Raw genomic sequence first — 21692 nt, 5'->3', positions numbered from 1 at the left:
AACCTAAACTTAAAAAACGGAGATTGCATGGAACGTCGTTCATTTTTAAAAAAAGCAGCGGTTGGCAGTGTTGCGGGTGCTACAGGTGCAATGACTGCCCCAAGTCTGGCTGCCGAGTTACCGACGCTCAACTGGCGTTTGGCATCGAGTTTTCCTAAAAACCTCGATACCATTTATGGCGCAGCAGAGACATTTTGCCATCGTATTAAAGAATTGACCGACGGGAAGTTCAACATTCGTCCTTACGCGGCGCCTGAAATCGTCCCATTTAATGCTGTTTTAGATGCAGTGAAAGACGGTACGGTTGAAATCGGGCATACCGCCTCTTACTACTATTACGGTAAAGACGCGACATTCGCTTTTGATTGCGCAGTGCCATTTGGTATGACTTCCCGTCAGCAAACTGCCTGGATGATGCATGGCAATGGTATGAAGTTGATGCGTGAATTTTTTGCTGAGCACAATGTAGTGAATTTCTTAGGTGGTAATACTGGTACGCAAATGGGCGGTTGGTTTCGTAAAGAAATTAAAAGTCCAGAGGATCTCAAAGGTTTGAAATTTCGTGTAGGCGGTTTTGCAGGTAAAGTCTTGGCAAAATTAGGCACGATTCCAGTCCAAGTTGCTGGTGGTGAGATTTATACCTCCCTAGAAAAAGGGGCGATTGATGCCGCCGAATGGGTAGGGCCTTACGATGATGAAAAGCTAGGCTTTAATAAAGTCGCTAAGGTTTATCATTATCCAGGTTGGTGGGAAGGTGGCGCCCAGCTTTCTTTTTATGTTGGTAAAAAGGAGTGGGATAAATTGCCTAAGCTGTATCAAGCCGCCATTGAAACTGCGAGCTTAGAGGCACACATTAATATGCAGGCTAAGTATGACGCACGCAATCCATCAGCCTTAGCTCGTCTAATACAAGATAAAACCATTTTGAAACCTTTTCCGCAGTCAGTGATGGAAGCTTGCTTTAATGCTGCGCAAGAGACCTTTACGGAAGAGGCTGCTAAGAATCCTAAGTTTAATAAAGTGTATACCGATTGGGTGGCGTTCCGTAACAATCAAAGTCAATGGTTTAATGTGGCGGAACAATCATTTGCGCGTTTTAATATGGCGCGTAAGCTGAAGTAAGTTCGAGTCAATGATCGCCTATTTTTTTAATTTGCGTTGTAGGTCATGTCTTAATTTATTTGGTGAGCTATTTGGCTACTCATAGAACATGTGCAGGCGTTGCTTGGGTATCGCGCATTTCGTCTACACCACCTTCTTTTGGCAAATCAAACGACGATGCTGGTGTGTCATCGATAGGCGTACTGATGTCCAGTTGAATTTCTTCTTTTTTGGCTTCTACACTATCGGTTGATACCAATTGAGGGAACGCGATGATCAGGCCCACCATAATAATTTGTATTAGTACAAATGGTATCGCGCCCCAATAAATATCGCTGGTGCGTATCGCTTTGGGCGCGACGGAGCGTAAATAAAATAGTGCAAAGCCGAATGGCGGGTGCATAAACGAGGTTTGCATATTCACACCTAGCAGTACACCGAACCAGATCAAGTTAATCCCCAATTTTTCGGCAACGGGTCCCACCAAAGGTACCAAAATAAATGCCAATTCGAAGAAATCGAGGAAGAAGGCCAGTACGAAAAACAGAATGTTAACCACAATTAAAAAGCCGATTTGACCGCCCGGCAGACCGGTTAATAAATGCTCCACCCACAGGTCGCCGTTGATGCCGCGAAATACTAAGGAAAAGACGGTAGAACCAATCAGGATGAACATTACGAAACACGATAGGCGTGTGGTTGAGTCTAGTGCTTGCTTGGTCAATTTGAGATTGAGCCTGCCATTCAGTAAGGCCAGTAAAATCGCACCGCAGGCTCCCATGCCACCACCTTCAGTAGGGGTAGCGATGCCTAAGAAGATTGTTCCTAAAACTAAGAAAATTAAAGCGAGTGGAGGAATTAAAACGAAAACTACTTGTTCTGCCATGCGCGACAGTAAACCGATTTTAAATTTACGATTGATAAACGCGAGTACGAATGCGAAACCGATGCCTATCGTAGCGGAGTAAATACTGAGTGTGTCTGTGGCGATATCCGGATGTTTGCTTTGATAATAGCGGGCAAAGGCAAAGCTGGCGGCGCTTGCTGCGCACAACAATAAACTCAGTGAAATAACACCACTGTCGCCGTTGGCTTGACGTAAATTACGTGCTTCCATTGGCAGTGCAGGTACCCACTTGGGACGCACGATTGATAGCGTAAAAATGTAGAGAGCATACATCGCCGTTAATACTAATCCTGGCAAAAATGCGGCTTGATACATATCACCGACGGAGCGTCCCAATTGATCGGCCATGACAATCAATACCAAAGAGGGCGGAATGATTTGGGCTAAAGTACCTGAGGCTGCGATCACACCTGAAGCCACTTTTTTGTCGTAACCATACTTGAGCATAATTGGTAGCGAGATTAAGCCCATGGAGATGACCGAAGCCGCTACCACACCCGTAGTCGCTGCTAATAGTGCACCCACAAAAATCACAGCGTAGGCCACACCACCGCGTAATGGGCCAAATAATTGACCTATGGTGTCAAGCAAATCCTCGGCCATACCAGATCGTTCCAGTATCAAGCCCATGAATGTAAAGAAGGGGATGGCGAGTAGCGTGTCATTCGACATAATCCCGAAGATACGGCTAGGAATCGCCTGCATGAGTTCCGGTTTTAATAAGCCTAATTCTATGCCGATAAAACCGAAAACTAATCCATTGGCGGCTAATGCAAACGCAACTGGAAAGCCCGATAGTAGAAAAATCACTAGGGCGGCGAACATGATAGGCGCCATATTGGCAATCAGAAAGGCTGTCATCGCGGTCTCTTCTTTTATTGTATTTGATTGGCTTCTTTGATCGCCGCGATTTCATCTTCCGGCGTGACCACTTGCTTTTCAAAGGCACTCGCTTCGAGCAGCCCGCGCAGAAATCCTATGCGTTTGATTATTTCTGAAAAACCTTGCAGCAGTAAGAGCAAAAATCCCACCGGAATTAATAGCTTAGCTGGCCATACGATTAAGCCGCCGGCATTACTCGACATTTCTTGATTTTGTATTGAATGCCAGGCGTAAGGAACGCCCAAGTAGAGTATGAGTGCAGTGACGGGAAGGAGAAACAAGAGGAAGCCGAATAAGTCTATCCAGACTTGGGTGCGCTGAGAAAAGCGTCCTGTAATGACGTCGATCCGAACATGTTCATTGCGGCGCAAGGTATAAGGCGCGCCAAGTAGAAATACCGCAGCAAAGAGATACCATTGAATCTCTAACCAGCCATTTGAACTATTATTGAAACCATAGCGTACTAAGGCATTACCACTGCATATTAATACCGCTACTAATAATGCCCAGCCAACTGCCTGACCAATTAGCTCATTGAGTGCATCAATTTTTTTTGAAATAGATAGTAATGCCTGCATGTTTTGTCCCCATTGTAGGCGTTGTCGCTTGTTGGTTTTTTTATGTTAGTGATGAATACCTAAGGTGCATAGATCGGCCATGATTGCTTCAACTCATGTGCTTAGACCCATGCGGCTCGATTTATGCACCTCAATTTACGCACTTGCTAGTGCGTCGTTTTTGCTTCGTAATTAATTGATCAGTGTGCTAATTGAGGTTTAACGAGCAGCAATTTGTTCTCGTAATCGAGCAATTGCCAACCGCACTTGATTAGGTGCCGTGCCGCCAATGTGGTCACGAGCTGCAACTGAGCCTTCTAGCGTCAGGACTTGGAAGACGTCAGCTTCAATCAATCCTGAGAAAGCTTGTAAATCACTGAGACTCATATCACTTAAGTCGCAGGCTTTCTCAACACAAGTGCGCACTGCTAGGGCGACTGCTTCATGCGCATCGCGGAATGGTAAACCTTTTTTCACCAGATAATCGGCCAAATCGGTGGCAGTCGCATAGCCCTGTAATGCTGCGGCGCGCATCGCTTCCGGTTTTACCGTGATGCCAGTCGCCATATCGGCAAAAATGCGCAGGGTATCAATGACGGTATCAGCGGTATCGAATAAGGGTTCTTTGTCTTCTTGATTGTCTTTGTTATAGGCTAATGGCTGGCCTTTCATCAAAGTGAGTAAAGCAATCAAATTACCATTAACGCGCCCCGTTTTCCCACGTGCTAGTTCAGGCACATCTGGGTTTTTCTTTTGCGGCATGATAGACGAACCTGTGCAGAAACGATCCGCAATATCGATAAAGCCTACACGTGGGCTCATCCAAATAATGAGTTCTTCTGACATACGCGAGATGTGCGTCATGATCAGTGAAGCTGCTGCACAAAACTCGATAGCGAAATCGCGATCCGACACTGCATCCAATGAGTTATGGCAAACATCGTCAAAACCTAAAGTGCGAGCCACACGTTGACGATCAATCGGGAACGTGGTGCCAGCCAAGGCGGCTGCACCAAGCGGCAGCCGATTAACGCGTTTGCGGCAATCTGCTAAACGCTCTGCGTCGCGACCAAACATTTCTACATAGGCCAAAATGTGGTGACCGAAGGTGATTGGTTGCGCCACTTGCATGTGCGTGAAACCTGGCAATATTGTGTCGCTGTGTTTTTCTGCTAAATCCAACAAGGCCAAACGGAAGGCTGCCAATAATTCTAAAATGGTGTCAATCGCGGCGCGCATATATAGGCGGATGTCGGTCGCGACTTGATCGTTACGTGAGCGACCTGTATGCAAGCGTTTGCCTGCATCGCCGACTAACTCTGTCAGACGTTTTTCTATGTTTAGATGGACATCTTCTAAATCCAATAACCACTCGAATTTGCCCGCTTCAATTTCCGCACTAATCTGCGCCATGCCACGTTGAATGTCGGCGTAGTCTTGGCTGGAAATAATATTCTGCGCTTCTAACATTTCCGCATGCGCTAACGATCCTTGTATATCAAAAGCAGCCATACGATTGTCAAAAAATACCGAAGCGGTGTAACGTTTCACCAAATCAGAGACAGGTTCTGAGAAGCGTGCTGACCAAGCCTCGCTTTTTTTGGAAAATTGTGATGTCATAGTGAAATAAATTAAGATAAAAAGTGAAACTACAGAGTAAAAACATAAACTTAAATGCAAAATAAAGCGCAAAGCAAAACGCAAAGTAAAAGTGCCGACAACAAGCATTTAATTTCACCACTGTCGCCATGGGCGCTTTTGGCGCACTTATGTACTTAATTGTTTGCTAAATTATTTAATTCATTAGCTGCGTAGCGAATTGCCAAAATTTTGTGATTTTGTCTTAGTCCGCGAGTTGTTGCGATGTCTTGTTTGCCAGTGTTACTTTGTAGTGTAAAAACGCCGCAGATTATACCGCGAGTCGCTTCTGCTTAAACGATTTTTGCTGATTTTTGCCTTAAGTTCGTTCAAGTTGATGTGATTTGTTTTGTTTTTATCGGCGCTGAGTTTGTTTTGTAGATGTTAATTATATGCGCCAAATGCGTGTCCGATTTTATATGGAGTGTGATGAATAAGCCCATAGTGCCAACTAAGCAGGAACGGCCGCAGGAAATTTTGATTCCAGATTACTGTAACTTAGGTATTTTGATTCGCGTTTTGGTCGCGGTGAATCTCCTCGTTTTGCTAGCTCTGTTAGCACGTGGTCAAGGTTTTGCTTTGAATTTCCAAGATTTTATTGATACTTCTATGCTAATCGAGCTGATTAGCTTGTTATCTCTGAGTATTTTGTGTGGATTTCGGCGCTTACTAGAAAAACAAAGTGCCGCGAATTGGATGCAGCGAGTCGTGTGCGGGGCAATACCCGCTATCGTTTGTTTTTTTGTTTTGACTCTGCTGATGGATATAGACTGGTTTGCCTTTAGCTTTCCGAATATACATCTGGGTTTGTCTATGCTCTTGTGCTTTTTAATGGGGCTGGGTTTTCAACATTACTTTGAACTCCGTACGCGAGCTTTCTCACCTGCTTTAGGTGAGGCACGTTTACAAGCTTTGCAAGCACGAATTCGGCCACATTTCTTGTTTAACAGTCTTAACGCAGTATTGTCTCTAATTCGGGCCGATCCGCGCCGCGCAGAAAATGCATTGGAAGATCTGGCTGATCTATTTCGAGTGCTCATGCGAGACACGAGAGATATGAGTACCTTACAAGAGGAAATTACGTTGTGCCAACAATATCTGGCGATAGAAAAAATTCGTTTGGGCGACAGATTGTCTATCGAATGGCAATTAAATAATTTAAGCACACTCGATCTTAGTAATACAAAAGTTCCCTCTCTGCTACTGCAGCCTTTATTGGAAAACGCCGTGCATTACGGCGTAGAGCCCGTGACCAATCCAGCGCCTATCCAGGTGTTCGTGCAAAAAAGCTTGGATAAAATTGAAATTAAAGTAATAAACGACTATCATCCCCATGCGCAATTGCCTTCTGGAAATCACATGGCTTTGGAGAATATTCGTCAAAGATTAACGCTGCTCTACGATATTGAAGCGCAGCTGCACCATGAGATTGTCGACGCTCGATTTGAAGTGAAATTATTATTTCCAGAAAGAACTTAAATGTGACGACCATGAATCGACCCACTATTTTAATTGTTGACGACGAAGCGCCAGCTAGGGCGCGTATGACAACCTTGATTTCTGATATCCAAGATACTTGCCCTTGTGAATTGGTAGGTGAGGCAGCGGACGGACAGACGGCGTTGGATACCTTAGTCGATAAGCAACCCGATATAGTTTTACTCGATGTGCAGATGCCAGGTATGAATGGCATAGAATTGGCTCAGCATATTGCGCATGCCAAGTTGCCTCATCCACCTTCCGTGATTTTTGTTACTGCCTACGATGATTACGCATTAAAGGCATTTGAAGTACATGCGATGGACTACTTGCTCAAACCGGTACGTGCTACACGACTAGATGAGGCGTTGCGCCGGGTTTTGCAACTACGCGCGCAGACAGCGGTCCAGCCTATGCAGGCAATTTCGGGGCAGGGGCAAACCAGTTTTTCAGATGCATTAAAGCCGATTGCAAAAACACGCCAAAATTTTTCTGTATTAGAAAAAAATCGGGTGTTATTGATTCCTATCCGCGACGTGCTTTTTTTAAAAGCGGAGCAAAAATATGTCACGATACAAACCAGAACACGAGCCTATTTAACCGAGGAATCTTTGGTGTCGATAGAAGCCGAGTTGGGTGAAGTCTTCGTGCGCGCGCATAGAAATGCTTTGGTGGCACGTGATGCGATAGTCGGGGTTGAGCGTGCAGTTCAGACGATTGATGTTGAGCAAGAAGGGGAGAAGAGTTCCGATTCCTGGCAAGTGATCGTGAGAGATTCGTCGGAACGATTACCTATTTCCCGCAGACAATGGCCAGTCATTAAGGCGATCGTGAGGTAGGCTTGAGTGACTTGAGATGTGGGCTTGGCTGAGTTAGAGCTTGCTCAAGTACGGAATAAGCGCGAAATAAGCACTGATCAAGCGCACCCGTCGCCTCATTGAGTTTGTAAGTATAGAGATACATTAGTCAGATAGAGCTAGATGCGAACATGGAAGCGAGGGCAACATGCAAGCGGAGTTAAGTTCGGGTGACGAGTTGAGCATCCAAGAAAGCCGGGACAAGATACGCATCAATCAGATGGGTGTGAAACTCTTGTACGGCATAGCCTTGGTTGGTATGACCATCTGCCTGCTGGCACTTATTTTCAATTCCTATTTTAGTCGAGGTCAAGGGAATGGCGGCGCGGTTGCGGGTGTTTTTGTGACTGGGAGTATTCTCTTTTTGTTACGCCAGCAAAAAGTGAAATTTGCCTTGATTGCCATCTTATGGGGTTTTGCCCTAATTCCTATTTGTTTTGGGTTCTGGACTTTTGGTTTCAGTGCGCCGGGGATTATTTGTGTCCCTATCTCGGTGATGGCTGCCAGTTGGGCTTTATCCTTGCGTCACGCGGTCGTCATGACTTTGAGTGCCTGTGGTGCCTGCATTGTTTTTTATCTCCTCATTTCACGTGGCTTGTTGCATCCGGTTGAGCCCAACTTGTTGGTGCGCATGATTATTTTGGTTGGGCTAATTGTTGTTGCTTTTTTATTGGGTTTGGTCGGGGTAAGAATTTTGCGGGTCGAATTTGACCGAGTACGCGATTTGGCGAGATCCTTGGAAATCAAAGCTCAGGCATTAAGTCAATCTGAGGCCTCATTTTCTGCCTTGTTTTTGTCTAACCCATTACCATCAATTTCTGGAGATAGTGACGGTCATGTTTTAGGTGTGAATCACGCTTTTATCAGTGGTTTTGGTTTTTCGCGAGAGCAGCTGTTAGGGCGTACGGTAGCTAGTTTGAATATCTTCGAAGATGAGGCAGAACGGCGCATTATTGCGCGCCAGACTTTGGGTAAAGGTATCGTTGGTTATCCAGTGGCAATGCGTTTGGCGCATGGAGAAATTCGTCAATTTCTGGTTAGTACGGCGGCTTTTGAGTCCACTGCTGGCTGGCGTTTTGTGGCACTATTCTTAGACCAAACAGATCGCTTATCGGCAGAAAAAGCCCAGCATGTTTTGAACGCTGAATTGGAACAACGGGTTGCAACACGCACTGCTGAGTTAAGTGAGGCTCTGATCAGTTTGAAATGTACTCAGAGTGATTTGGTGCAGTCTGAGAAGTTAGCTTCGCTAGGCTCTATGGTGGCGGGTATCGCGCATGAGTTAAATACGCCAGTGGGAAATGCTTTGATGGTTGCCAGCACTTTGGCAGATCAGCAAGCGTTATTTGAGACTGGCTTGGAGCATAGTTTGTCACGCTCTTCGCTGAATCATTTTTTACTTTCAGTGCGTGAGTCCGCCGATATTTTAGACAGAAATCTGCGCCGTACTGCTGATTTGATTAATAGTTTTAAGCAGGTGGCCGTAGATCAGACGAGTGAGCAAAGGCGAAAATTTAATTTGTATGAGGTGGCTCATGAAGTCTTGGTGACCTTAAATCCCAGTCTGCGCAAGACCACACATCATTTGACCAATGAAGTGCCGCTCGATATTCAACTAGATAGTTTCCCTGGTCCTTTGGAACAAGTTCTGATGAATCTGACGACCAATGCACTGCGTCATGCTTTTGAGGGGCGACAAGAAGGACAAATGCGTTTGAGCGCGGCCTTGTTGCCTAATCAGTGGGTGCGCATCGTTTTCTCAGACAATGGGCTGGGAATTTCTGAGCAACATTTGCAGAAAATATTTGATCCCTTCTTTACCACCAAACTCGGGCAGGGCGGTTCAGGCTTAGGTTTAAGCATAGTCTACAACATCGTAACAGCCATGTTGGGCGGAAGAATCGAGGTGGCCAGTGAGCTTGGGAAGGGCACAACATTTACTCTAGAGATTCCGCTCACCGCCAGCGTGGAGCCAGCGGTTAATTTGGCCAATTAAGCTTTGCTTAAAGAAGGAAACGCGGACTGCTTAGCAAGCTGCGTGATTGACGGTAACCACATGAATTGCTAATCCACCCAACGAGGTTTCTTTGTACTTGGCTTGCATGTCATAGCCTGTAACGCGCATGGTTTCGATGACTTGATCGAGACTGACATGATGCGTGCCGTCGCTCTTTAAGGCTAATGATGCCGCCGTAATCGCTTTCACCGCGCCCATGCCATTGCGTTCGATACAAGGAATTTGCACCAAGCCACCAATCGGGTCGCAAGTCATGCCTAGATGATGCTCAATGCCGATTTCAGCAGCTGATTCGATTTGTTCATTGCTACCACCTAGCGCCGCCGTCAAGCCTGCCGCTGCCATGGCGCACGCAACACCGACTTCACCCTGACAACCAATTTCTGCGCCAGAGATCGAGGCGTTTTTCTTACACAGCATACCGATTGCCGCTGCGACTAACATGAAATCACGAATTCCTTTGACGGGATCGCTAGGGTGACAATCTTGTGAATAGTATTTGATGATGGCTGGAATAATCCCTGCTGCACCGTTGGTTGGTGCCGTGACGACACGACCGCCAGCGGCATTTTCTTCATTGACTGCCATCGCATACAAACTCACTTTATGCATGCCATCGTGCGGCAAACTATTGTGTGTTTCATTGGCGGTGAGCCAGAGTTTTGCAGCTCTACGTTGTACATGCAAACCACCTGGTAACTCGCCAGTGATTTTCAAACCGCGCTGTATGCAAGAGTTCATCACATCCCAGATTTTGTCTAGGCCTGCATCTAGCTCGACTTCGCTACAATGACTCAGTTCGTTTGCACGCAATAAAGCTGCCAACGATAATCCAGTTGCTTTACCATGCGCCAGTAATTCAGCCATGGTGCCAAATGGATAGGGAACACTCACGGATGGTGTGCTTACCGTATTTGCGTTGTTGTTCAGTTCTTCTTCGGTGTAGATGAAGCCGCCGCCAGTTGAATAAAATGTTTGGTTATGGGTACTACCATCCTGACGAGTGAGGGTGAAGCTTAATCCGTTTGGGTGACCTGGCAATACTTCCTTTTTGTGCCACAGTACATCGTCCAGAATATCGAAGTCGACTTTGACTTGACCTAACAAGTGCATGACGCCCGATTGGGCTAGTTCTGCTAGTTTAGCTTCGACGGTATCGGGAGCGACGTCTTGCGGCGTTTCTCCCATCAAGCCAAGTAGTACCGCTTTGTCAGTGGCATGACCCAGACCTGTTAATGCAAGTGAACCATATAGAGCCACTTGCACTTTGCGTGCTTGATCTAAGTTTGGACATTCCAGCAAAAAACGACGCGCTGCAATCATCGGACCAACAGTATGAGAGCTCGATGGGCCAACACCAATTTTAAACAGATCAAACACACGCATATCCATGCCAATATTCCTTATTTTGAGACCATAGTAGTCAAGCTTTTATCGATGAAACGATCTCTAATTAGAACAAACCACATGATGCCGTTTACTCTAATTAATTGGCGATTTTCACGTTCTTTAACATGTCCGTTACCAATGCAGGGAGATCGATTTCTGCCTTCCAGCCCCAATCTTGATAAGCGGCCTCATCATTCAAACTTTGTGGCCAACTTGCCGCGATTGCCTGGCGGCTATCCGGGGCGTAGTGTACCTGAAAGTTTGGTAGGTTTTTAGTGATTTCACTTGTGAGTTCTTGTGGGTTAAAGCTCATACCACTGACGTTATAAGACGAACGGATTTTGATGTTTTCGGTAGGTGCTTCCATCAAACTAATCGTCGCACGAATCGCATCAGGCATGTAGATCATTGGCAGTGATTGTTGCGCTTCGAGGAAGCATGAATAGACTTCGCCCTTCAAGGCAGAATGGAAAATTGCGATCGCATAATCGGTCGTGCCGCCACCTGGAGGCGACTTGTAGCTGATGATGCCAGGGTAGCGAATACTGCGCACATCAACATTATATTTCTGGAAGTAATATTCACACAGGCGTTCACCAGCTAACTTGCTGATGCCATAAATAGTGTTCGGGTCCATCACCGTGTATTGCGGCGTGTTAACAGCTTCGGTGTTAGGACCGAAAGCGGCGATGGAGGATGGCCAGAAAACTTTGAGTGGTTTGCCCGCTTCACCGCGAATACGTGCTAGTTCGAGAATATTCAACAAGCCATCCATGTTCAATGTCCAGGCTTTCAATGGCGCTTTTTCACCGGTAGCAGACAATAGAGCTGCTAGTTGATAGACTTGGGTGATGTTGTACTTGTCGTGAATTTCGGCAAGGCGATCGGCGTTTAACACATCAACTACTTCATAGATTTTTGCGCCGTACAAACTGGTAGGACTAATGTCCGCAGCAATCACGTTTTCCGCGCCATGTTTAGCGGCTAAAGCATCGACTAATTCGCTACCGATTTGGCCGTTTGCACCGATAACTAAAATTCTTTCCATTTTATTTCCTTACTATTCTTACTATTCGATTGACTGTTTTATTGCCGCAGAGATGTAGCAGTGATTTTTAGAGATTTACTTAATTAAACCCAACTCACGACCTGCTTGCGCAAACGCGGCGAGTGCAGTTTGCAATTGTTCTTTGGTGTGTGCCGCCGATAATTGCACGCGGACACGCGCTTGTCCCATCGGTACAACTGGATAAAAGAAACCAGTAACAAAAACGCCGAGTTCGTACATGCGCGCGGCAAATTTTTGTGCGACTGGTGCATCAAATAACATCACCGGCACCACCGGGTGTGTACCAGGCTTGATGGTGAACCCAAGCGCTTGGATTTCTTGACGGAAGAAAGCCGTGTTTTCATGCAGACGATCACGCAATTCAGTCGACTTCGATAAGCGTTCTAATACTGCTAAGGACGCACCAGCAATGGAGGGAGCCAGCGTATTCGAGAACAGGTATGGACGTGATTTTTGACGCAAGGTATCAATGACTTCTTTACGCGCAGCGGTAAAACCGCCCATCGCACCACCCAAAGCTTTACCTAAGGTACCAGTAATAATATCGATGCGACCCATGACGTTGTGATGTTCATGCGTACCACGACCGGTTTTACCAAGGAAGCCAGATGCGTGGCATTCGTCGATCATTACTAAGGCATCATATTTGTCTGCCAGATCGCAAATCTTATCGAGCTGGGCAATTGTGCCGTCCATGGAGAACGCGCCATCAGTGACGATGATGCGATGGCGTTTATCGGCTGCCGCTTGTAATTGTTTTTCCAGATCCGCCATATCATTGTGGGTATAACGGAAACGTGCCGCTTTACACAAACGTATACCATCAATGATGGAAGCGTGGTTCAAGGCATCAGAAATGATCGCATCGTTTTCATCGAACAAAGGTTCGAATACACCGCCATTCGCATCAAATGCTGCTGCATACAAAATCGTGTCTTCCATTCCCAGAAAATCTGCAATCGCACGTTCAAGTTGTTTGTGTACAGTTTGCGTACCGCAGATGAAACGCACCGACGATAAGCCATAACCGTATTGCTCGGTGGCTTTGATCGATGCTTGCACAGTTGCTTCATCACCCGATAAGCCCAGATAGTTATTTGCACACAGATTGATGAGCTGACGACCGTCATCGCATTGCACCAAGGAACCTTGACGCGATGAAATCACACGTTCTGGTTTGTACAAGCCTTGTTCACGCAAGCTATCCAGATTGCTGGCTAAACCTGTAAAAAATGAATTCTTCTTGGCGCTCATGTTTGTCTCCTGAAAGGAAGGGGGCTTCTGGTATGATGGAAAAATTGGAATTTTCGTGTTCAATCTCACCTATATTGAAAATTCCAAAAATCTACTGATTTATTTAAATATTCAATATATCGAACTAAAATTCAATATAACGAATATTATCTATGCTAATTTGATTTTGCAAGCGAAACTATGAAAAAAGTGATTGCACCTGTGACAACCCCTGCAACGCCGCCTGAAGTTGGCGCCACCTTACAGCGTTTACGGCTGGATCGAGGCTTAACTTTGGAAGACTTATCTCGTACCGCGGGCGTATCGAAGTCCATGCTATCGCAGATTGAAAGAGAAAAAGCGAATCCCACCATTGCCGTGGCTTGGCGCTTGGCGAATGCGCTGGGCATAGGGATAGCTGAATTGCTAACGGCAGAAGTCCCCAAAGTAGATTTAATTCGTATGTTGGAGCCGCATGAAACACCGACTTTGCCCGGCGAGCATGCAGGCTATGTCTTAAAAATACTTGGCCCCATGGAGTTGGCCGGACGCTTTGAGTGGTATGAGTTGGTACTGGCGGCCGGCGGCGCATTGATTTCGAATGCCCACGATCCGGGTACCTCGGAGCATCTCACTTTAATTAGCGGCAGCATAGAAGTGGAAGTCGATGGTCACAAGAAAAAACTTAAAATCGGCGGCACCGCACGCTACGAAGCAGATCGCTCGCACGCTATACGCAACATCGGCAAGACCGAAGCTAAAGCCTTGATGGTGGTGATTCATCGCTAATCTTGGGTGCGCTTAATGTATTCCAATAAGTTTTTCCAATAAGTTTTTTCAATAAGTTATTCCAATAAGTTGTCCTAATGTGCCGCTAGTAGGGCGCTAATTTTTCGCTACCTGGTAATGCCGAAATGATTTCTCTTGCAGTTGCTTCGAGTTGACGGAAATCATCAGAAATTACGCCTAGCCAATCAATGTAACGTTGGATTTGGCGGCGTGTTGAGTAGATGTGGATAGAATCTCTCCCCATCAAAGAGGAAACCATTTGAGCCGCTTCGATTGCCTTTGTAGGAAAATCATCAGGACGTATTTCACTTAGCTGCGGTATGAGCGGCGCCATTAAATATAATTCGGCTAAATAGCCATACGACCATGCTCGGCTATTATTCTCTTGGCTTGTAATGGCGTTCTTAATTCTTACTTCTGCCATCAACCAAAATGCCAGTAAATCATGTGGTGCGACAGTTTTTATCGGCGTGGCGTCGGGCACAGAACTGAGTAGCAGAGTCAGTGATAAATATTGTACTTGCGCCCAGACACTGTCTTTATCTAATTGATCCGCTTTCCAATAACGCTCCCTAGCGAGATCCAAATCATGTAGCACTTGATTCTTGTCTTCTTCGCTCGCGTTGTGCCAATCAGATAGGGCGTGGAAGCGTAATTGGGCTTCCCGTTTTTGTGTGCTGGCCAATTGTCCTTGTATCTGGGCTTCTTGATCTGGATTACTATCAATTAAGCTGAGTAATCTTTGTTTGGCGTTAACGATTTGTTTTTTCGCCGCATTTAAATTGTCGGCAAATACGCCAGCCGTGTTTCTCTCTGCCCGTCGGCTTTGTGCCATATACATATGCAATACACGGTCAGCATTACGTAGTGCGGCATCAATAGCGCGATTGGCCTGCGCGATACTGGCTTCTAGTAATTGTTGATCGAAGTCGGGTGGGAGTGAGGTATAAGCGGTGATGCTAGCCCAGTCGTGGGTTTCTTGAAAGAAGGAATGCAGACGCCGACGTAAGCCAACTAAAAGTTTGCGCGGATCTTCACCCCATAGCAGACCTGAATATAAGTCTTGTACCATGGTGACTGAACCACCAAATGAGAGCGGAAATTGGCTAGCAATCACCATGGGAATACCTGCATCGTGTAGTGCATGCGCGATGCTGGCGCCGACACCTGCAACACTCCCTACATTCCCGCCGTTACAGCTAGCCAGCGTGACCACGGCAGGGCGATTGAAATTACCCGGTTCTGATTGATGCGGCGTACGCAAAATGGTCGCCAGACGTTCACCCGAAACCACTTCGCGACCATTTTCAGCATTGTCAGAATGAAAGGCTAAACCAAAGCGTTGGTCATACTCAGTATCGAGACTCACGCCGTGCGCGAGGATATGAATGTGAGTGTAATTGCCAGACGCGCAGGCTTGTTCCAACGCTTGTACGCTGGCGTTGCTGATGACACCTAAATGCTCCGCGACTACTCGGGCGCGCTCTTCGCTGGACATATCATCCGCAAGTGCTAGCCATGGTGTAATTGCTTGCCGTAATGCGAGTAAATGGGCTTGTGCTGGTACGGCTTCTAGACCGGGAGGCGATGCGAATACAAAAAGAATTTTTGGGCGCTTAGGCCAAATTAAGCATTCTTCAGGAACGCGGCGGGTTTCGCGCGTGATACATATCGGTGCCTGAGGTTGTAAGGATAAATATTGTCCGGCACCGGGAAAGCCACTAGGTGCTAAGGCGAGTTCGAAAGGCAGTAGTGCTAATTCTGACGACGATAAAATCAACCGTAAATGCGTCACGTTGTCTGCCGTGTTTTGGGTGTCAGTGCAGTGACGATTGAGGTTGGCCGTCAGCCCCGGAATTTTAGCAAATAAATCACCCATCATGCGGGCGGTATCGCTTAACTGAAACCCGCGCGACTCTTGGCTCAGAATATAGCTCAAGGCCCGCAAGCGATACATCATCTGATTATGTTCCGAGGGTATCTGAAACGAGACGGCCGAATGATTTTCGCAAAGCGCCAAATAGTCGGTCAGTGGGGAGAGCAACTGATTGTGTGCGGGTCCATGACGTAGTAGTTCTAAAGTTATCGTGCGCATGTAGTTGCTCCTTAAGCCATTCCTTCGTTTTATATCAGTTACTTCTCAATTGACTGTTAGCGACGGCCTTAAAGCCCGTACTCGCCACATGTCTCAATTCACCCATGACGCCATTGCCGTCGTCTACGATAGCAACCACGGTACAAAATTTGGAAATCAATCCAGGTGTTGCGTCGAGTTTTGCCATCGTTCCGTTTTTCAAGATGTCAAACAGTGCTTTGAATTTTTCTGGGCTTTGACGGGTTTCTGGTTCTATTTTTATTAGACGTGCCCAGGTACCACTATTGAAATAATAGCCGTTCCCTTTTTGTCGTTTTAAGGCGCGCTCGAGGTGGGTGTGACCTGCCACTAAAAAATCGATATTGCCTTGGATTTCTTTATCCAAACTGGTGAACGTATCGTCGCTGGCGGTCGGATCGAAGCTACGATCTTTGTCTAATTTGTCCAGCGCTTCACGTAGCACTTCGGAGGCCGGTTTATTTTTGAGCCAGTTGATAAAAGCGCCGACGCCACCGAGTTGTTCAGATTGCTGACCTTGTACTAGTTGTAAAGGATTAACGCCTTCTAATGTCTGTTGTTCAACCGCTAGCAACATATTGCTTGCGTCGTTATTGGAACTAGCGGCACTAGCTCCATTAGTTGGAAACTGACGACTGATCAGCGCCTGAGTTAAGCCCGTGGTGTTGGCGGCGGCACTTCCAGCAATAGGTGCACTTTCTCGCTCCTCTCCTAACATACCGCGTGGTTTGGAAATCTTCGTTTGTAGCCAGGACCCCGCGGCGCTGGCCAATCCAAGCACACTGTCGAGATTGCTTAATTGTTTGGGATCGCAAGCGAGTAGCGTAGGGACTACGCCTTCCGCTTCAGGTTTGAGTAGATCGACAAAAGGGTAATTCCGTTTCACCGGATTCATAACGTCGATCACCATTTTTGAACCCGCATTGGGAATCCAATTGTCAACTGGACGACCAAACTGATAGTCGCGGCTTATTTGTCTTAGCTTCTCAAAGTCAGCGGGATTCCATGCGTCGACTTCATTGCCGTGTACGCACAACACAGATTTATTACCAACGTTCGCCAAGACGCCTGAGCCATCAAATACCATGCTAAGTCGGGCACGCGAAGGTTCATGGTTGTCGGTCAAAATTTCTATCAATCGTTCGCGTACCCAAGGTAGCGTCAATTCCAAATCGTGATTGCCTAGATTGATGATGAGCTTACGGTTAGCGGTGTTTAGGAAGTTTTTGAGCTCGCTAAAAATTGGGCTGAAAGTTGGATCGTGTAAGGCAATTCGTTCCAGTTTTTTGAGCGCGCCATCCGGATCAAAATGTCTAGAAGGTGCTTCCGCCAAAAAGTCGATAAAGTCGCCATTGATCACTAAGCCGATTTGCTTATCGCTGTCGAGTTGCGTCAAATGTTGAATGAGCCAAATCATCTCTGCCTGAGAACCAAAAATCTGGAAGCCCGGTTCGCCACCAAAATGGAGATCTGAGACGATGTACAGTTGATCGAATTGTAGTGTCGGTTTCATGCTTACCTTTCAAATGTAGGACTTAGGCAAAATTACCCCCAGCTTCGTTGTTGCCGCCATTAGCTAAACTAAGGTGCTCAAGCACTGTCTTCGTCGGCACGCCTAGCTGGGACAATTTTGCCTAAGTCCTAACCTATTAACGTCATGCAAATTGGCTGAAGTCATCTCGGCTAGAAGTATTGTAAATAATTTACTTTCTTGCTAGTGCTATTTTATATTTTTGATTAGAGTGTTGTCTTTTAATCGTAAAAATATTAATAATTAAGTATTTGCAATACTAAAATAGTATTCTTGCAAAGTTGTTCTTTTTTTTACTTCGATAGTTCGGATGAACTTTTTTAAAATTTCATCTTTATATTTTGATTGACGCCACGATGAACGGAGATTGTTATGAGTAGAATTGCCTCGCCTATAGACCAAATTGCCCAGCACTACGAGGTGCTTGTGATCGGATCTGGTTATGGTGGCGGTATCGCTGCTTCGCGTATGGCACGGGCGGGTCGGCGTGTTGCATTGTTAGAGCGCGGCAAAGAAATTCTCCCTGGCGATTATCCAAATACTCTGGTTAAAGCGGCAGAACAGTTTCAATTGCATGAACCCAATGGTCATATAGGTTCACGTACTGGTTTGTTTGATTTTCACGTGAACGCACAACAAAATGTGCTGGTAGGTTGCGGCTTGGGCGGTACCTCTTTGATCAATGCCAATGTCTCATTAGAAGCCAAGCCTTACGTATTTGATGATACTCGTTGGCCACTGTCTATTCGTGAGCATCGGGATACTTTGTTGAAAGACGGTTACGCTCGTGCGCGTGAAATGCTCAAGCCGAACCCGTATCCAGAGAATGGCGCGGCGTTGACGAAAACGGCTGCGCACCAACAATCTGCCAATAAAATGGGGCAGGCGAAAGAGTTTTATCGCACGCCAATCAATGTCAATTTTGAGACGCTTCCTAATAATAAAAATCATGTCGGGGTTGAACAACTTCCTTGCAATAATTGTGGCGATTGCGTTTCTGGCTGCAATAACAAAGCAAAAAACACGACTTTGATGAACTACCTGCCTGATGCGTGGAATCATGGCGCTGAGATTTTTTGTCAGGCTGCGGTGAGTCATATAGAAAAAGCGGCAGATGGCTGGCTTGTTCACTACCAGTACGTTGGCACGGGGCGTGAAAAATTTGATGCACCGACGCAGTTCGTCAAAGCGGACATCGTCATCGTTTCGGCGGGTACTTTGGGATCAACCGAAATTATGCTGCGTTCTCAACAAAAAGGTCTGCTGCTATCTGATCAATTAGGGCTGCACTTTAGCGGTAATGGCGATATTTTAGGCTTTGGTTTTAATACCACACAAAAAATTAATGGTATAGGTTTTGGCGACAACCAGCCTCCCAATAAGCCTGCGGACCGTTTGCCAGTCGGGCCTTGTATCACCTCGGTGATTGATATGCGCGATCAAGCTAAATACGAACATCGCATGGTAATCGAAGAAGGTTCTATTCCAGGCGCGATTGGTAAGCTCATGCTGCCTATGCTATCGACTACCGCAGATTTGATGGGCAAAAATGATGCGCGTAGTTTTATGGATCGCGCAAAACAAAAAGTACGTGCATGGACTAGTTTGTGGCGTGGGCCCTATACAGGTGCGATTCAAAACACTCAGACCTATTTGATCATGAGTCATGACGACTCTAAAGGTCGGATGGTTCTCGACGCAAAGAATCAACTAAGAATCGATTGGCCTGGCGTCGGCACCGCCGAAAATGTCGAAGTTGGTAATACCCGTTTGAATGCCGCAACGAAGGCGCTGGATGGTATCTACGTCCCCAATCCTATCTGGAGTGATTTATTTAAACATGCCATCGTCTCAGTCCATCCTTTGGGGGGCTGTGTTATGGGCGAAGACGCAACGCAAGCTGTGGTCAATCATAAAGGCCAAGTGTTTTCAGGTAAGAGTGGCACTGCGGTGTATGAGAATTTATATGTGACCGATGGCTCGGTAATCCCGACTTCTTTGGCGGTCAATCCTTTACTCACTATCTCGGCTATCTCAGAGCGTGCAATGCAATTACTGGCGCAAGACCGCGGTTGGACGATAGATTACACCTTGCCATCGGCGCCAAAACGACCAGTGGTGGAAGATAAGTTGGGCATACAGTTTACCGAGACTATGACCGGATATTTTTCCACGGCCTTTACTCAAGCAGCGAGTACGAATTTGCCCGTGTATGAGCAAGCTTATCAACGTGGTAAAGCGGATGATTCCACCATGAGTTTCACCGTCACAGTGGATTCAGATGACCTAGAAAAACTGATTAGTGATCCTAAACATCCCGCAACGATGGCAGGTACTTTAACAGCACCCGCGTTATCTTCAAAACCTATGACGGTGACGCATGGTGTGTTCAATTTGTTTGAGGTTTATCCAGAACAAGTCGGTGTGCGACATATGAATTACAACATGCGCGCGATTGCTGAAGATGGCAGTAATTACTATTTCAGCGCTTTTAAGTCCGTTCCTAGTGATCATAGTCCATTCAAAATCTGGCATGACACCAGCACTCTATACGTCACGGTTTATCGAGGTAGCGATAAAACTGGCGAAGTGCTTGGCTCGGGGGTGTTGCATATACAGCCTACCGACTTCGTCAAACAAATGACGACCATGAAAGTGTCAAACGCTAAGAGTGAACAAGAACGAATAGCGGCGGTTGCCCGTTTTGGCAAATACTTTGCTGGCGTTTTGTGGGAAAACTACGGTGGCATTTTGGCTGGCAAACATGATGAGAAACCCTGAGTGCTGATTGAATATTTTTTGCCCAATAACTTTTTTCGGAGTCAGCATGTCATTGTCAGAACTGAAAAGTATTGCTGCGGGATTGGAATCGCGCCTCTTGGGATTGCAGCAAAGAGCCAAGACGGCGTTGGATAAATTAAAAACCGATGTATACGCCGATCTTTCAGAAGGCCGCGCTCAACAGGCGGCCATACTCGATCTATTAAAAAGGGCTCATCAGCAAGCGCAGAGGGCAATGCTACCCAATGCCAAACGCGAAAAAAATGAATTGCCATGGGAATTAGTGCACGGCCTAAGCGCCTTGGGTTTATTAAATGGGGCTAAGCCTCTACCCAAAACGCCAGAGGAATTCGCCACTATCGTTCGCTCCGATGGTACTTTGCTTGGATGTCGGCAATGGGAATTGCTCGATCCGCGTTGGGCAGAAGCCTTGGTGGAATGGTTAGAGCATTGGACCTGCCGTGCTCCTTTTGTGAGCAATCCCGTCGTACTGCGAGTACCCAATCAACTGCGGCTAGCCATCGTGGGCGATTGGGGTACCGGACCATTCGAAGTCAATGCAGCCTCTAGTAAAATCGCCAACTTAGTAGCGAAAGCCAAGCCTGATTTTAGTATTCATTTAGGGGATGTCTATTACGCGGGAACCAATGAGCAAGAACAAAACAATATGCGTGACTGGCCACAAGGCATGCGCGGTAGTTTTACTTTGAATTCAAATCATGAAATGTACAACGGTGCGTTCGGCTATTTTGCAGAGCTCGCGCGTAATTTTCCTTTGCAAAATGGGTGTAGTTATTTTGCCTTGGAAAATGATGATTGGTTGGTGATAGGTTTAGACACTGCTTACTTTTCTCCATGTGCGTCTATGTATATGGATGGTGTGCTCGACGCAGGACAACTAGCGTGGTTAGCCCAATTACCTAAGGATAAACGACTGTTGGTGTTGAGCCATCACGAGGGGTATTCTGCGCTAGGTGATGGTAAGACTGCTTTATATCAGCAAGTCGAACAGGCTTTGGGACGTGAACCAGATTACTGGTATTGGGGCCATTTACACAATGGTATCTGCTACCAAACGATAGGTAATTTCCGCGGACGTTGTGTCGGGCACGGTGCAATTCCTTACGGCGTTGCAAGCGAATTTCAAGGCGATGAACGTGTGGTTTGGTACGAAACCGAATTGGCAGGTGATTTTAATTATCCTGAACGTGTGTTGAACGGTTATGCCCTAATAAGTTTGGACGGCGCGGGTTTAAGTGAAACGCTGTTAGGTGAAGATGGCAGTGTGCGCTGGAAGTCATAGATCAACAGAAAATCCTAAGCGGATTCAAAAAAATTTATAAAAATCA

The 21692-nt window shown here is 46.4% G+C and carries 15 protein-coding genes; 7 read left to right on the top strand and 8 right to left on the bottom strand.

What is annotated here, in order from left to right:
* Positions 1 to 27: 27 nt before the first annotated feature.
* Entirely contained in the window at positions 28 to 1122 is a 1095-nt protein-coding gene (locus tag ACFFJH_RS14445) for a TRAP transporter substrate-binding protein (RefSeq protein ID WP_390213569.1), read from the top strand.
* A gap of 79 nt (positions 1123 to 1201) precedes the next feature.
* On the opposite strand, the gene ACFFJH_RS14440 is transcribed toward ACFFJH_RS14445, so the two are convergent.
* The 3 genes from ACFFJH_RS14440 to argH form a co-directional block, all read right to left on the bottom strand.
* On the bottom strand, positions 1202 to 2869 hold the full coding sequence (locus ACFFJH_RS14440; protein WP_390213568.1) for a TRAP transporter large permease: 1668 nt from the start codon (positions 2867 to 2869) through the stop codon (positions 1202 to 1204).
* A 14-nt stretch (positions 2870 to 2883) separates the two neighbouring features.
* Positions 2884 to 3468 (bottom strand): TRAP transporter small permease subunit, encoded by a 585-nt coding sequence (locus tag ACFFJH_RS14435; RefSeq protein WP_390213567.1) that lies wholly within the window; start codon positions 3466 to 3468, stop codon positions 2884 to 2886.
* Positions 3469 to 3666: 198 nt separating this feature from the next.
* The gene (argH, locus tag ACFFJH_RS14430) at positions 3667 to 5067 is read right to left on the bottom strand and encodes an argininosuccinate lyase (RefSeq protein WP_390213565.1); all 1401 of its coding nucleotides are present in this window, start codon (positions 5065 to 5067) and stop codon (positions 3667 to 3669) included.
* Positions 5068 to 5514: 447 nt separating this feature from the next.
* Here argH and ACFFJH_RS14425 point away from each other — a divergent pair, with 447 nt between their 5' ends.
* The 3 genes from ACFFJH_RS14425 (at position 5515) to ACFFJH_RS14415 (ending at position 9417) form a co-directional block, all read left to right on the top strand.
* Positions 5515 to 6564: a sensor histidine kinase gene (locus tag ACFFJH_RS14425; protein ID WP_390213564.1), complete on the top strand. Its 1050-nt coding sequence runs from the start codon at positions 5515 to 5517 to the stop codon at positions 6562 to 6564.
* A gap of 11 nt (positions 6565 to 6575) precedes the next feature.
* Complete coding sequence (locus tag ACFFJH_RS14420) at positions 6576 to 7403, top strand: LytR/AlgR family response regulator transcription factor (protein ID WP_390213563.1); 828 nt, start codon at positions 6576 to 6578, stop codon at positions 7401 to 7403.
* 166 nt (positions 7404 to 7569) lie between these two features.
* Positions 7570 to 9417 carry a sensor histidine kinase gene (locus ACFFJH_RS14415; RefSeq protein WP_390213562.1) on the top strand — a complete coding sequence of 616 codons (1848 nt, stop codon included), beginning with the start codon at positions 7570 to 7572 and terminating at the stop codon, positions 9415 to 9417.
* A gap of 30 nt (positions 9418 to 9447) precedes the next feature.
* On the opposite strand, the gene ACFFJH_RS14410 is transcribed toward ACFFJH_RS14415, so the two are convergent.
* From ACFFJH_RS14410 to kbl, 3 genes are all read right to left on the bottom strand, one after another.
* Entirely contained in the window at positions 9448 to 10830 is a 1383-nt protein-coding gene (locus ACFFJH_RS14410) for an L-serine ammonia-lyase (protein WP_390213561.1), read from the bottom strand.
* A 94-nt stretch (positions 10831 to 10924) separates the two neighbouring features.
* Positions 10925 to 11875, bottom strand: coding sequence for an NAD-dependent epimerase/dehydratase family protein (locus tag ACFFJH_RS14405; RefSeq protein WP_390213560.1), 951 nt, complete (start codon positions 11873 to 11875; stop codon positions 10925 to 10927).
* A gap of 75 nt (positions 11876 to 11950) precedes the next feature.
* On the bottom strand, positions 11951 to 13150 hold the full coding sequence (kbl, locus tag ACFFJH_RS14400; RefSeq protein ID WP_390213558.1) for a glycine C-acetyltransferase: 1200 nt from the start codon (positions 13148 to 13150) through the stop codon (positions 11951 to 11953).
* 180 nt (positions 13151 to 13330) lie between these two features.
* Between kbl and ACFFJH_RS14395 the strand changes: the two genes are divergently transcribed.
* Entirely contained in the window at positions 13331 to 13918 is a 588-nt protein-coding gene (locus ACFFJH_RS14395; protein ID WP_390213557.1) for a helix-turn-helix domain-containing protein, read from the top strand.
* A gap of 85 nt (positions 13919 to 14003) precedes the next feature.
* Here ACFFJH_RS14395 and ACFFJH_RS14390 read toward each other — a convergent pair whose 3' ends face one another.
* Both ACFFJH_RS14390 and ACFFJH_RS14385 read right to left on the bottom strand, forming a co-directional pair.
* Positions 14004 to 16013 (bottom strand): CHAT domain-containing protein, encoded by a 2010-nt coding sequence (locus tag ACFFJH_RS14390; RefSeq protein ID WP_390213556.1) that lies wholly within the window; start codon positions 16011 to 16013, stop codon positions 14004 to 14006.
* Between the two features lie 34 nt (positions 16014 to 16047).
* Positions 16048 to 17544 carry a metallophosphoesterase gene (locus tag ACFFJH_RS14385; protein ID WP_390213555.1) on the bottom strand — a complete coding sequence of 499 codons (1497 nt, stop codon included), beginning with the start codon at positions 17542 to 17544 and terminating at the stop codon, positions 16048 to 16050.
* A gap of 390 nt (positions 17545 to 17934) precedes the next feature.
* Between ACFFJH_RS14385 and ACFFJH_RS14380 the strand changes: the two genes are divergently transcribed.
* Positions 17935 to 20343, top strand: a complete 2409-nt coding sequence (locus ACFFJH_RS14380) for a GMC oxidoreductase (protein WP_390213554.1) — start codon at positions 17935 to 17937, stop codon at positions 20341 to 20343.
* Between the two features lie 46 nt (positions 20344 to 20389).
* Complete coding sequence (locus tag ACFFJH_RS14375) at positions 20390 to 21646, top strand: metallophosphoesterase family protein (protein WP_390213553.1); 1257 nt, start codon at positions 20390 to 20392, stop codon at positions 21644 to 21646.
* The last annotated feature ends 46 nt before the right edge of the window (positions 21647 to 21692 follow it).

Origin of the sequence: Affinundibacterium danionis, from assembly GCF_042432465.1 — a bacterium.
GTDB lineage: Bacteria > Pseudomonadota > Gammaproteobacteria > Burkholderiales > Burkholderiaceae_D > Undibacterium > Undibacterium danionis.
The sequence above is the reverse complement of the archived record's forward strand: the minus strand, read 5'-3'. Positions and strand labels throughout refer to the sequence as shown.